10 protein-coding genes are annotated in these 12,733 nt (G+C 72.1%); 4 read left to right on the top strand and 6 right to left on the bottom strand.

Translation table 11 applies throughout. The features are described 5' to 3' along the window. Positions 1-18: 18 nt before the first annotated feature. Positions 19-291 (bottom strand): UBP-type zinc finger domain-containing protein, encoded by a 273-nt coding sequence (locus tag IEY17_RS05865; protein ID WP_188986205.1) that lies wholly within the window; start codon positions 289-291, stop codon positions 19-21. 101 nt (positions 292-392) lie between these two features. Here IEY17_RS05865 and IEY17_RS05860 point away from each other — a divergent pair, with 101 nt between their 5' ends. Next, the gene (locus IEY17_RS05860) at positions 393-1,958 is read left to right on the top strand and encodes a Na+/H+ antiporter (protein ID WP_188986204.1); all 1,566 of its coding nucleotides are present in this window, start codon (positions 393-395) and stop codon (positions 1,956-1,958) included. Between the two features lie 53 nt (positions 1,959-2,011). Here IEY17_RS05860 and IEY17_RS05855 read toward each other — a convergent pair whose 3' ends face one another. Continuing rightward, entirely contained in the window at positions 2,012-2,755 is a 744-nt protein-coding gene (locus tag IEY17_RS05855) for an IclR family transcriptional regulator (RefSeq protein WP_188986203.1), read from the bottom strand. A gap of 219 nt (positions 2,756-2,974) precedes the next feature. Here IEY17_RS05855 and IEY17_RS05850 point away from each other — a divergent pair, with 219 nt between their 5' ends. Beyond that, positions 2,975-4,171 (top strand): NAD(P)/FAD-dependent oxidoreductase, encoded by a 1,197-nt coding sequence (locus IEY17_RS05850; protein ID WP_188986202.1) that lies wholly within the window; start codon positions 2,975-2,977, stop codon positions 4,169-4,171. A gap of 72 nt (positions 4,172-4,243) precedes the next feature. Here the strand turns inward: IEY17_RS05850 and IEY17_RS05845 are convergent, their stop codons facing one another. The 4 genes from IEY17_RS05845 to IEY17_RS05830 are packed head-to-tail and all read right to left on the bottom strand — an operon-like array spanning position 4,244 to position 9,180. After that, positions 4,244-4,861, bottom strand: a complete 618-nt coding sequence (locus IEY17_RS05845) for a sarcosine oxidase subunit gamma (RefSeq protein WP_188986201.1) — start codon at positions 4,859-4,861, stop codon at positions 4,244-4,246. Continuing rightward, positions 4,848-7,682: a sarcosine oxidase subunit alpha family protein gene (locus tag IEY17_RS05840; RefSeq protein ID WP_188986200.1), complete on the bottom strand. Its 2,835-nt coding sequence runs from the start codon at positions 7,680-7,682 to the stop codon at positions 4,848-4,850. Before IEY17_RS05840 ends, IEY17_RS05845 begins: the two co-directional genes overlap by 14 nt. After that, entirely contained in the window at positions 7,679-7,936 is a 258-nt protein-coding gene (locus IEY17_RS05835; RefSeq protein WP_188986199.1) for a sarcosine oxidase subunit delta, read from the bottom strand. Before IEY17_RS05835 ends, IEY17_RS05840 begins: the two co-directional genes overlap by 4 nt. A gap of 23 nt (positions 7,937-7,959) precedes the next feature. Continuing rightward, on the bottom strand, positions 7,960-9,180 hold the full coding sequence (locus IEY17_RS05830; protein WP_188986198.1) for a sarcosine oxidase subunit beta family protein: 1,221 nt from the start codon (positions 9,178-9,180) through the stop codon (positions 7,960-7,962). A 96-nt stretch (positions 9,181-9,276) separates the two neighbouring features. Here IEY17_RS05830 and IEY17_RS05825 point away from each other — a divergent pair, with 96 nt between their 5' ends. Together IEY17_RS05825 and IEY17_RS05820 are read left to right on the top strand one after the other, a co-directional pair. Next, the gene (locus IEY17_RS05825; protein ID WP_229679860.1) at positions 9,277-9,933 is read left to right on the top strand and encodes a GntR family transcriptional regulator; all 657 of its coding nucleotides are present in this window, start codon (positions 9,277-9,279) and stop codon (positions 9,931-9,933) included. Positions 9,934-10,177: 244 nt separating this feature from the next. Continuing rightward, a complete protein-coding gene (locus tag IEY17_RS05820) occupies positions 10,178-12,658 on the top strand; it encodes a GcvT family protein (protein ID WP_188986196.1) in 2,481 nt (826 codons plus the stop codon). Positions 12,659-12,733 lie beyond the last annotated feature (75 nt).

Here is a 12,733-nt window from a genome sequence, read left to right as displayed (position 1 = left end):
CCCGCGGGCGCCGGGGGTTCACGGGGCGAGCTGCTCGTCGACGTAGCACCAGGTCCACGACTCGCCGGGCTCGAACGACCGGACCACCGGGTGTCCGGTCTGCCGGTAGTGCGCGGTGGCGTGCTTGTTCGGGCTGGAGTCGCAGCAGCCCACGTGCCCACACTCGGTGCACATCCGCAGGTGGGCCCACACGTGGTGGCCGGCGGCCAGGCAGTCCTCGCACCCGTCCGCGCTGCCCGGCACCGGAGTGCGGTTTACCGCGGCGAGCAGGTGCGCGCAGTTCGCGGACATCGAAACCTCCTGCTGGTCGACACGCGGTCTGCACCGAACAATGACGTGTCGAACGTACGTCACCGGTCGCGGTGCGCGCAGCGTTGCGGGGGGGGGAAGGCATGCACGAGCTACCCGAGCTGATGGCCCTGCTGGCCGGGGCCCTCGCGGTCACCGCCGTGGCCCGGCGGCTGGGCCTGTCCGCGCCGCTCGCGCTGGTGGTGGTCGGTCTCGCCGTGTCGTTGATCCCCGGGGTACCGGACTACGCGATCGAACCGTCGGTGATCCTGCTGCTGGTGCTGCCGCCGCTGCTGTACTCGGCGGCGCTGAACAGCTCCACGGTCGGTATCCGGGCCAACCTGCGCGCGATCGGGCTCCTCGCGTTCGGGTTCGTGCTGTTCTGCACCGCGGTCGCCGGGGTCATCGCGTGGTGGCTGGTACCGGGCATGCCGGTGAGCGCGGCTCTGGTCCTCGGCGCGGTGGTCGCCCCGCCCGACGCGGTGGCGGCCACCGCGATCGGGCGGCGGCTGGGGCTGCCGCGCCGGATCATGACCGTGCTCAGCGGCGAGAGCCTGGTCAACGACGCCACCGCGCTCACCGCCTACCGCGTCGCGGTCGCCGCCGCCATCGGCACCGCCTCCTCGCTGCTGGCCGGGGTCGGGATGTTCCTGTTGGCCGCGGTCGGCGGGGTGGTGATCGGGTACGCCATCGGCTGGCTGGTGCACCGGGTGCGGCGGCTGCTGCGCGACGACCTGTTGGAAAGCGCCGTCGGGTTGATCGTGCCGTTCGTGGCGTATTTGTTCGCCGAGGAGGTGCACGCCTCAGGCGTGCTGGCCGTGGTGGTCGCCGGGCTCTACCTGGGGCACCGGTCGCCGTGGCGCAGCGCGGCGACCCGGCTGCAGGACCGGGCGGTGTGGGCCGCGGCCGACACGCTGCTGGAGGCGGTCGTGTTCGCGTTGATCGGGCTCCAACTGCACAGTGTGGTCGAGGGTGTGTCGACCGCGTTCGCGCCGTTGGTGCTGGCTGGGCTGGCGCTGACCGCCGGGGTGGTGCTGGCGCGCTTCGCCTGGGTCTTCGCGGTGATGTACCTGCCCGAACTGCTGCGGCGCCGCGGCCCCGACTGGCGGCACAAGGTGGTCGTCGCGTGGGCGGGGATGCGCGGCGTGGTGTCGCTGGCCGCGGCCTCGGCGATCCCGACCAGCACGCTGACCGGGGCGCCGTTCCCGCACCGCGACGAGCTGCTGTTCCTGGCGTTCTTCGTGACGCTGGCGACGCTGCTGCTGCACGGCACCACGCTGCCCTGGGTCATCAGCGCCCTGGGCGTGCGCGGCACCGAGAACTACACCGACGCGCTCGCCGAGGCCGAGGCGCAGTACAACGCGGCGCGGGCCGCCCGCGAGCGGCTCGACGAGCTGACCGCGCAGTCCCAGCCGCCCGGCGACGTCGTCGAGCAGTTGCGGCGCGCCGCGCAGCAGCGCAGCAACCAGGCGTGGGAGCGGCTGGGCCGGTCGGCGGAGGAGATCGGCGAGAGCCCGACCGCGGCGTACCGCCGCCTGCGCGGCGAGATGCTCGCGGCCGAGCGCGCCGTCTTCGTCCAATTCCGTGACAACCGCCGCATCGACGACGAGGTGCTGCGCCGGGTCATGCACCAGCTCGACCTGGAAGAGCTCTGGCTCTCCCGCGACTGACCGGGGCACGCATCGGCGCGTCGGGGTGCACCCGCCTCCGGCTGCGCGGGGCGCTACGCGAGGAAGCCGAGCTGTTCGGAGAGTTCCTTCGCGGCCACGCGCATCGCGCCGACCACCTCACGCATGCGTTTGCGCGAGAAGCGGTACGACGGGCCCGAGGCGCTCAACGCCGCGATCACCTCGCCCTCGTTGTTGTAGACCGCCACCGCTGCGGCGTTGAGTCCGAGTTCCAGCTCCTCGTAGCTGGTCGCGTACCCGTCGCGGACGATGAGCTCGAAGTCCTTGCGCAACTGGGTGGCGTTGGTGACGGTACGGGTGGTGTACCGCTCCAGGGGCCGGGACAGGATCGCCTGTTGGTCCTCCGTCGGCGCGTGCGCCAGCAGCACCTTGCCACTGGAGGTGGCGTGCAGCGGCGTGCGCTGGCCGACCCAGTTGTGCGCCGTGACAGCGGCGGGGCCGCGAGCCTGGCTGATGTTGATGGCCACGTCGTTGTCCCGGATCGCGATGTTGACCGTCTCGCCCAGATCGGCGGCCAGCGACTCGCAGAACGGCCGTCCGAGCCGCGGCAGGTCCATCCGCTCGGTCGCCGCCCCGGCCAGCCGGACGATGCCGAAGCCGATGGCGTACTTGCCGCGCTCGCCGAGCTGCTCCACCAGGCCCCGTGCCTCGAGCACGCTGACCAGCCGGGAGGCCGTTGACTTGTGCACTCCCAGCTCCCCGGCGATCTCGGTAATGCCGGCCTCGCCGTTGCGCGCCAGCAGTTCCAAGACGGTCACAGCCCGATCGACGGACTGCACCAGAGCGCCAGAACTCCTTCCACGTGATTCAGCTGCGCTACCCACTGGTCAACCGTATCCGCTCAAGGTGCACATACCGGAACCAGCCGTTGTCCCTCTTGACGTTGTCGCAATAAAAGGGTCAGATTTGTTGCACATACTACGCGGTGTTCCATATTGTGCAACGGAGGTCGGCTTGTTGTCATTCCCTGGGGCCGCCGCACCGGCCGTGGTCCGAGCATGAACACCGTTGTGGTCGTCGGCTCGTCCCTGGCGGGCTGGCGAGCCGCACAGGAACTGCGTGAACAGGGATTCGACGGGCGCCTGGTCATCATCGGCGCGGAATCCCACCGGCCCTACGACCGCCCACCGCTGTCCAAGGAGTTCCTGGCAGGCACAGTACAGCCGGACGAGCTCCTGTTGGGCACCGAACAGGAGGAAGCGGACCTCAACGCGGAGTGGCGGTTGGGTGTGGCCGCCGTCCGGCTGGACCCCCGGCGCGGTGCCGTCGTGCTCGCCGACGGCAGCGAGGTCCGCGCCGACGGCGTCGTGCTGGCCACCGGTTCGACCAGGCGGACGCTGCCCGGCGAGGCCGACATCCCCGGCTGCCACCGGCTGCGCACGCTCGACGATGCGATGGCGCTGCGCGAGGACATCCGCGCGGGCGCGCGCGTGGTGGTGGTCGGTGGCGGGTTGATCGGCACCGAGATCGCCTCCACCTGCCGTTCGCTGGGCGCGCAGGTCACGCTGGTCGACGCCCAGCACCTGCCGCTGGCGCGAACCCTCGGCATCGAGCTGGCGCCGCTGTGCTTCGCCCAGCACGAGGACCACGGGGTCCGGGTGTGGTGCGGGACCCCGGCCAGCCGGGTGCTCGTCGAGGACCGGGTCACCGGCGTCGAACTCGCCGACGGGCGGGTCATCCCGGCCGACGTGGTGGTCGTCGAGGTGGGCGCGGAACCGGCCACGCGCTGGCTGCGCGGTTCCGGGCTGAAGCTGCGCGACGGCGTGGTCACCGACTCCGGCTGCGTGACGTCGCTGCCGAACGTGGTGGCGGTCGGCGCCGTCGCCCGCTACCAGCCGGTGCACCGCTCGCACACGGTGCGCAGCGACCACTGGTCCACGGCGATGAACCAGCCTCCGGTGGCGGTGCGCAACCTGCTGGCGGGCCACACGGTCGCCACCTACACGGGAGTGCCGCACTTCTGGTCCCGGCAGTACGGTTCGACGCTGCAGTTCGCGGGGTATGCGGGCCCGAAGGACCGGATCACCATCGTGGATGGCTCGCTGAAGGCACGCCGGTTCGTGGCGACCTACCAGCGCCGCGGCCGCACGACGGCGGTGTTCGCGATGAACAGCCCGAAGCAGTTCGCGGTCCACCGCCGTCGCCTGGTCACCGCGCTCGCCCCGTCCCCCGCTCCCCTGCTGGCCAGAACCTGACATCCGCGGTGGTCAGACGAGTGCGGGGTGCCCGGCGAAGGGCGCCCCGCATGTGGTCGGTGTCTCCGGTGATCAGGTGGTGAATTCACCCATCGCGTCCAGGAGGAGGTCCGCCAGGTAGTTCGCGAACGAGCAGCGGACCAGCAGGCGGTAGGCCGGTTCGGCACTCAGCTGCCAGAGAATCGCCTGGGTGCGGCCCACCAGGGTCTGGGCGCAGCGGCCCGGGCCGAAGGACCGCGGGTGCAGGTCCAGGGAGCACACCTTCTCCAGGACCTCGCGAGCCATCGGGCCGGACAGGCGCAGCGTCGTCCGGTTCGCCGAGACGTCCACTGTGGACCCCAAGGAGTCGGCGAGGGCGCCCCGGACCGCGCTTACCACGCGCTCGGCGTGGCCGTCGGGCGCCACCAGCAGCCACTCGTCCGGGCCCAGCCACAGCGCCGCCGCGGTCTCGTCGCCGCTGACCCGGTTCGGTTCGTGGTGCGGCAGCGCCAGGTTGAGGGCGTGCTCGATGCGCGCCACCGCCGGGCTGCCCGGGTGCACCCGCAGGTCCACCTGGGTCAGGAACGGCTCCTCGGTGAGGCGGACGCGCTCGCCGCCGCGCTCGGCGAGCTCGGCGGCCCGGTCCGCCAGCGGGCTGCGGCGCAGGGACAGGGCGGCGGCCCTCGGGTCTGCCGGGCTAGCGACCGTCACGGCGGGCTCCCTCCTCGTCGTAGAACACCGGCTTGGTCACCTCGACCGGAATCCTCCGGCCGTCGACCGGCACGTGCAGCACCTCGCCGATGCGCTGCCGCCCGCCCCGCACCAGAGCCAACGCGAAGGTGCGGCCCAGGGTGGCGCTGCGGTAGCTGGAGGTGACGTGCCCGAGCATCGGCACCGGCGGCTCCAGCGGCACATCCGGTTCGACCAGGTGCGCGCCTTCCGGCAACCGTTCGGCCGGATCCACCGGCAGCAGGCCGACGAGCTGCTTGCGGTCGGCGCGCGCGGTGTCGGGTCGGGCGAACGAGCGCTTGCCGACGAAGTCCTTGCGCGTGGACACCACCCAGTCCATGCCCAGGTCGTGGGGCGTCACCGTGCCGTCGGTGTCCTGGCCGACAATCACGAAGCCCTTCTCCGCGCGGAGCACGTGCATGGTCTCGGTGCCGTACGGCGTGATGCCGAAGTCCTGCCCGGCCTCGTACACCGCCTCCCACACCGCCAGCCCGTACCAGCTCGCCACGTTGATCTCGAAGGCGAGCTCGCCGGAGAACGAGATCCGGCAGATGCGGGCGGGAATCCCGTTGCGCAGCACGGTCTCCCGGAACTCCATGAACCCGAACGCCGCCGCCGAGACGTCCAGGTCCGGGGCCAGCCGGGCCACCACCTCGCGCGAGTCCGGACCGACGACCGCCACCGTGGCCCACTGCTCGGTGACCGAGGTGCAGTGCACCGCCAGCTGCGGCCACTCCGTCTGCAACCACTCCTCCAGCCAGTCCAGCACGGCCGCGGCGTTGCCGGTGGTGGTGCTCATCAGGTAGCGGTCCTCGGCCAACCGCAGGGTGACGCCGTCGTCGAAGACCATGCCGTCGGCGGTGCACATGACGCCGTAGCGCGCCTTGCCGACCGGCAGCTTCGCGAAGGCGTTGGTGTAGATGCGGTTGAGGAACTCCGGGGCGTCCGGGCCGACGATCTCGATCTTGCCCAGCGTGGTGGCGTCCATCATCGCCACCCCGGTGCGCGCGGCCAGGCACTCGCGCTGCACGGCGGCGTCCATGTCCTCGCCGGGTAGCGGGTAGTACCACGCGCGCTTCCACTGGCCGACGTTTTCGAACCTCGCCCCGTGGGCGACGTGCCAGGAGTGCATCGGGGTGGTGCGCACCGGGTCGTGCAGCTCGCCCCGGTCACGCCCGGCCAGCAGCGCGAACGACACCGGCGCGTAGGGCGGGCGGAACGTGGTGGTGCCCACCTCACCGGGCGATTCGGCCCGCAGCGCCTCGGCGATCACGCCGATCGCGTTCACCCCGGACGTCTTGCCCTGGTCATTGCCGGTGCCGATGGTGGTGTGGCGCTTGACGTGCTCCACCGACCGCAGGCCGGCCCCGACCGCGCGCCACACGTCGGCGACGGTGGAATCCCGTTGCAGGTCCACGAAGTGGTCCGTCCACTGCGCCGGGTCGCCGGTCTCGGCGGGCACCACCCACAGCGGGCGCGGCGGCGCGACGGGGCGGTCGCCCGCCACCGGCGGCACCGGGGGCGCGGCCACCCGGAACCCGCTGGCCGTCGCCGCCTCGGCCCCGGCGGCCAGGCCCTGCGCCAGACATCCCGCCAGGTCGTAGGTGCCGCGGGCGGCGCCGACCACCTTGGGCAGTCCGGGCGCCTGCTCCGGCACGAACCCCGCGACCAGCCGGTCCCAGCGCAGCGCGCCGCCCGCCTGGCTGAACAGGTGCACCGCGGGACTCCAGCCGCCGCACACGGCCAGCAGGTCGCAGTCCAGGTCCACCGGGTCGCCGCTGATCAGCCCCGCCTCGTCGATCCCGGCGACGCGGGCCGCGGAGATCCGCCCCGGGCCGGACGTGCCGATGACGGCCGAGCCGGTGAACACCTGCGCCCCGATCGCGTGGGCCTGCTCGACGAGCCGCTGCGGCGGCCGCGGCCGGGTGTCGACCACCGCACGGACCCGCGCCCCGGCCCCGGCCAGGTCGAACGCCGTCAGGTAGGCGCTGTCCGACGTGGTCACCACGACGGCGTCCCGCCCCGGCAGCACGGCGTACCGCTTGAGGTAGCTGCGCACCGCGGAGGCGAGCATGATCCCGGGCCGGTCGTTGTCGGCGAACACCATCGGCCGCTCGTGCGCCCCGGTGGCCAGCACGACGCGCTGGGCGCGGACGTGCCACAGCCGCTGGCGGTCGGCGCGGCGCTCGGCGATGAGCAGGTAGTTGTGGTCGTAGAGGCCGACGGTGGTGGCGCGGGTGAGCACCCGCACCTCCGGCGATTCGACGAACTCCCGCACCGCCCGGCTGATCCACTCGCCGGCGGGACGGCCGTCGATGCGCTCGCCGCCGTCCAGCAGCGTCCCGCCGAGCTCCCGCTCCTGCTCCACCAGCAGTACGCGGGCGCCGCTGCGCCCGGCGGCCAGCGCCGCGGCGATCCCGGCCGGCCCGGCGCCGACGACCACGACGTCGGCGTGCACGTACTTCTTGTCGTAGGTGGTGGGATCGGGTGCGTCGCTGAGCCAGCCGATGCCGGACAGGCTGGCCACCTGCAGTCCGTCGGACAGCTCCAGCCGCGTGGCGGGCACCATCGGCTCGGGTCCGCCGCTGAGCACCTGCACCAGGGCGTTCGGCTCGGTTCCGTCGGCGGTGAGGATGCCGCGGGGCCGGTCGCGGTAGATCGACGGGCCGACCTCGACGCGCCCGTTCGCCAGCAGCGCGGAGGCCAGCGTGTCGCCCGGGTGGCCGGTGAACTCCATGCCGTCGAAGGTGAACCGCAGGGTGCGGGTCCGGTCGATGCGACCGCCGATGCCGAGGCGGGTCATCGCGCCACCTCCTCGGGGTCCATCTCGTTGGTCGCGGTGTCGCGGACGACGGTGAACCACCTTCGGCAACCGTGGATGTGCACCCAGCGCTCGGGGAAGGACCCGAGCGGGTTGTCGCGCACGAACAGGTACTCGGCCCAGGCCGCGTCGTCCAGGTCGGCCGGGTTGTCCGGGTGGGCCACGTGGGCCTGGCCGCCGTAGCGGAACTCGGTCTCGTCCCGGGGCCCGCACCAGGGGCAGCGGATCAACAACATGGGATCTCCAGCCAGGATTCTCGCTAGTGGGCGACGGCGGCGGCGCCGTGTTCGTCGATCAGGGCTCCGGTGGTGAACCGCTCCAGGCCGTAGGGCTCGTTGAGCGGGTGCGGGCGGCCGGTGGCGATGGTGTGCGCGAAGACCCAGCCCACGGCGGGGGTGGCCTTGAACCCGCCTGTTCCCCAGCCGCAGTTGAGGAACAGGTTCTCGTAGGGCGTCGGTCCGATGATCGGCGAGGCGTCCGGCGTGACGTCCACTGTGCCCGCCCACGTGCGGATCACGTGTGCCCGCGCGAAGATCGGGAACAGCTCCAGCGCCGCGGCCATCTGGCGTTCGATCACGTGCACCGAGCCGCGCTGGCCGTAGCCGTTGTAGGAGTCGATGCCCGCGCCCAGCACCAGTTCGCCCTTGTGCGCCTGGCTGCAGTAGACGTGCACGTGGTTGGACATCACCACGCACGGATGCACCGGTTCCAGCAGTTCCGACACCAGCGCCTGCAGCGGGTGGCTCTGCAGCGGCAACCGCAGCCCCAGCGTGTCGGTGAGCAGCGTGGTGCGCCCGGCCGCGGCGAGGGCCACGCGGCCCGCGCCGATCGACCCGCGGGAGGTCCGCACCCCGGTCACCCGGTCCCCGTCGGTGAGGAATCCCGTGACCTCGCACCCCTGGATGAGGTCCACGCCGAACTCGTCGGCCTTGCGGGCGAAGGCCCACGCCACGTGGTCGTGCTTGGCGATGCCGCCGCGGCGCTGCAACGTCGCGCCCAGCACCGGGTAGCGGACGTCCGGGGAGAGGTTGAGGATCGGGCACAGCTCGGCGATCTCGGCCGGTTCCACCCACTCGGCGTCGACCCCGTTGAGCTGGTTGGCGAACACCCGCCGCCGCGAGTCGCGCACCTCCTGCTCGGTGTGCGCGAGGTTGAGCACCCCGCGCTGGCTGAGCAGGAAGTCGTAGTCCAGCTCGGCGGGCAACTGCTCCCAGAGGTTGAGCGCGTGGTTGTACAGCGCGGCGCTCTCGTCGAAGAGGTAGTTGGAGCGGATGATCGTGGTGTTGCGGGCCATGTTGCCACCCGCGAGCCAACCGCGCTCCAGCACCGCCACGTCCCGGATGCCGTGGTTGCGTGCCAGGTAGTAGGCCGTCGCCAGGCCGTGGCCGCCGGAGCCGACGATCACCACGTCGTAGTGCCGTCTGGGTTCGGGGTTGCGCCACAGCCGCGCGGGCGGCTCGGGCAGAAGGGGTGGGGCCACCGCAGCCTCCAGCAGGGCGAGGGAACGACCAGCGGAAAAGAAAGCGCAGACGTTATCGGCAACTGATATATCAGTATGTGGGGTAGGCTACGAGACGTGTCCGCAGGCGTCAATTCCCGTTCCGGCGACAACCTGTCGCAGGCCGAGCGCGCGTACCTGACGCTGCGCGATTTGATCCTGACCCTGCAGCTGCCGCCGGGGGCCCCGGTGCAGGAGGAGCCGCTGACCACCGAGCTGGGCATCGGGCGCACCCCGTTCCGGGAGGCGGTCAAGCGGTTGGAGGCCGAGTCGCTGGTGGCGATCTACCCGCGCCGCGGCAGCTTCGTCACCGAGGTCAACATCACCGACCACGCGCTGATCGCCGACGTGCGCCGCCGCCTGGAGGGGCACGCCGCGCGGCGCGCCGCCGAGCGCGCCAGCGAGGCCGAGCGGTCCGAGTTGGACCAGCTGCGGCTGCTCGCCAAGGACGTGTCCGGCGAGCAGGCGGTCATCATGGACGTCGACACCAGGGTGCACCGCGCGATCTACCGCTGCACGCACAACCGCTACCTCGAGGGCACCCTGAACCACTACTACAACCTGGCCCTGCGGATCTGGTACCTGTTCTTCGACCGGCTGCCCGACGTCTCCGATCACGTCGGCGAGCACGCCGAGCTGCTCAAGGCGGTCATCGCCGCGGACGCCGACCGGGCCGACCGCATCGCGGTGGCCCACGTCGACCACTTCGAGCAGGCGATCCGCCAGGTCCTCTGACCCTTCCGTCCGCCATCCCGAGCGGCCCAGGATGGCACGGCCTGGGGAACTTCCTTACCCATCAACGGATCCGTGGTCGCCGACGCGCGCCGGTGACCACGGAGTGTGCCGTCGTGCCGCCGGTGATCGACCACCGCCGGCGAATCGCAAATTGACTCGCACGTGTCATTGACGCGCCCCCTGCCGAAGGCGCACTGTTGCGGGTAACGCAGGGAGTTGTCGTAGACGCAACAAGGCGGAAGCGATGGATTCAACCGCCCAAGTGCTCGTCATCGGCGCCGGGATCGTCGGGTGCAGCACCGCCTACCACCTCGCCCGCCAGGGCGTCACCGACGTGCTCGTCGTCGAGCAGGGACCGCTGTTCGCGACCGGCGGCTCCAGCTCCCACGCGCCCGGGCTGGTCTTCCAGACCAATCCGTCGGAGATGCTCAGCCGGCTCGCCGCCCGCACCGTGCAGACCTACACCGAGCTCGAACTCGACGGGCGCCCCTGCTTCCACCGGGTCGGCGGCATCGAGGTGGCGGCGACCCCGCAGCGCTGGGACGACCTCAAACGCAAGCTCGGCCTGGCGGCCGCCTGGGGCATCGAGGCCGAACTGCTCGACCCGCGGCAGGTGCACGCCCGCATCCCGCAGCTCGACCCGGGCCGCATCCACGGCGGACTGCACGTGCCCAGCGACGGCATCGCCAAACCGGTCCGCGCCGCCGAGGCGATGGCCCGCGAGGCACGGCGGCGCGGGGTGCGTTTCGCCGGCAACACCGAGGTGATCGGGTTCGACGTCCACGGCGGGAAGGTCCGCGCCGTACGCACCACCCGGGGTGAGGTCGCGGTGCAGACCGTGGTGTGCTGTGCGGGGATCTGGGGACCGAAGATCGGCCGGCTCGCCGGGGTGTCCATCCCGGTCCAACCGCTGGCGCACCAGTACGCGGTGACCAGCCCGGTGCCCGGCCTGGTGGCGGGCGCCGAGGAGGTGGCGCAGCCGATCCTGCGGCACCAGGACAGCTCCATGTACTTCCGCCAGATCCACGACCGCTACGGCATCGGCTCCTACCAGCACCGCGCGATCCCGGTGGACAGCCGCGACCTGCAGCCCACCGCCGCGCCCGGTGCGGGTGCCGAGGCGCCCTCGGAGGGCGGCGGCTGGAAGGGCATGGCCTCGGTGCAGCAGTTCACGCCCGAGGACTTCGCCAAGCCCTGGGCCGACGCCCGGGAACTGCTGCCGGTGCTGGAGCGCACCGAGATCACCGAGGGCATGAACGGCCTGTTCCTGTTCACCGCGGACGGGATGCCGGTGCTGGGACCGTCCCACGAGATCGACAACTTCTGGGTGGCCGAGGCCGTGTGGATCACGCACGGCGCCGGGGTGGGCCGGGCGATGGCGCAGTGGCTGACCGGCGAGGTGCCCGACATCGACCTGCGGCAGGCGGATCTGCGCCGCTTCGAGGATTTCGCGCACAGTCCGTCCTATGTGGCCGAACGTAGCGCGCAGAACTTCCGCGAGGTCTACGACATCATCCACCCGCAGCAACCGCCGGAGCACCCGCGTCCGCTGCGCACCAGCCCGTTCTACGACCGCCAGCGCGAGCTGGGCGCGGTGTTCCTGGAGGCCAGCGGCTGGGAACGACCGCACTGGTACGCCAGCAACGCGCCGCTGGTCGACGGCCGCGACATCGCCCGGCCCGGCCCGTGGGCGGGGCGGTACTGGTCGCCCATCGTCGGCGCCGAGCACCAGGCCACCCGCGAGCGCGTCGCGATGTACGACATGACCTCCCTGGCCCGCGCGGAGGTCAGCGGCCCCGGTGCGCTGGGGCTGCTCCAGCGGCTGACCACCAACCAGCTGGACCGCCCGCCCGGCTACGTCACCTACACGCTGATTCTGGAGCCGACCGGCGGCATCCGGTCCGACATCACGGTCGCCCGGCTGGACCACGACACCTTCCAGGTCGGCTGCAACGGGCCGCGCGACATCGCGTGGCTGCGGCGGCACGCCGACGCCACCACGATGGTCCGCGACATCACCGGCGGAACCTGCTGCATCGGCCTGTGGGGGCCGCGCGCCCGGGACGTGCTCGCCCCGCTGGCCGACTGCGACGTCTCCCCCGAGGGGTTCCGGTTCTTCCGGGCGAGGCGCCTGCACGTCGGCGAGGTGCCGGTGGTCGCGCTGCGGCTGTCCTACGTGGGTGAACTCGGCTGGGAGCTGTACGCCTCGGCGGAGTTCGGCCGCCGGCTGTGGGACCTGCTGGCCGCGGCCGGCGCCGAGCACGGCATCTTCCCGGGCGGGCGGGGCGCGTTCAACGGCCTGCGCCTGGAGAAGGGATACCGCGCCTGGGGTGCGGACATGTGGAGCCTGCACGACCCGGATGAGGCTGGTCTGGCCTTCGCCGTGAAGGCCGACAAGGGCGACTTCATCGGGCGGGAGGCGCTGCTGCGGCGTCGCGAACGCGCACCGCGGCGGCGGTTGTGCTGTCTGACGATCGACGACGGCACCGTGTTGATGGGGTCCGAGCCGGTGTTCGCCGACGCGACCGCCCGCGAGGCGGTCGGGTTCACCACGAGCGCCGGCTACGGCCACAGCGTCGGGGCCAGCCTCGCGTACGCGTGGCTGCCCGCCGAGCTGTCCGAACCGGGCACCCCGGTGCGGGTGTCCTACTTCGACGAGCGACATCCGGCCACGGTCGTCGCTGATCCGGTGTTCGACCCCGAGATGTTTCGTATGCGCTGCTGAGCGGCGCGTTCACCACCCAACCGCAGAACGCCCCGCCGGTTCCCGGCCGGCGCGGTGGGATTGCCGCCACCCGGA

The organism is Saccharopolyspora thermophila, assembly GCF_014646075.1.
GTDB lineage: Bacteria > Actinomycetota > Actinomycetes > Mycobacteriales > Pseudonocardiaceae > Saccharopolyspora > Saccharopolyspora thermophila.
This window is presented reverse-complemented; position numbering and strand designations above follow the sequence as displayed.

What these genes read in the sequence shown, in the direction of transcription:
- IEY17_RS05865 (WP_188986205.1), bottom strand. Translation starts at nt 291, where the DNA reads ATGTCCGCGAACTGCGCGCACCTGCTCGCCGCGGTAAACCGCACTCCG.
- IEY17_RS05860 (WP_188986204.1), top strand. Translation starts at nt 393, where the DNA reads ATGCACGAGCTACCCGAGCTGATGGCCCTGCTGGCCGGGGCCCTCGCG.
- IEY17_RS05850 (WP_188986202.1), top strand. Translation starts at nt 2,975, where the DNA reads ATGAACACCGTTGTGGTCGTCGGCTCGTCCCTGGCGGGCTGGCGAGCC.
- IEY17_RS05840 (WP_188986200.1), bottom strand. Translation starts at nt 7,682, where the DNA reads ATGACCCGCCTCGGCATCGGCGGTCGCATCGACCGGACCCGCACCCTG.
- IEY17_RS05835 (WP_188986199.1), bottom strand. Translation starts at nt 7,936, where the DNA reads ATGTTGTTGATCCGCTGCCCCTGGTGCGGGCCCCGGGACGAGACCGAG.
- IEY17_RS05820 (WP_188986196.1), top strand. Translation starts at nt 10,178, where the DNA reads ATGGATTCAACCGCCCAAGTGCTCGTCATCGGCGCCGGGATCGTCGGG.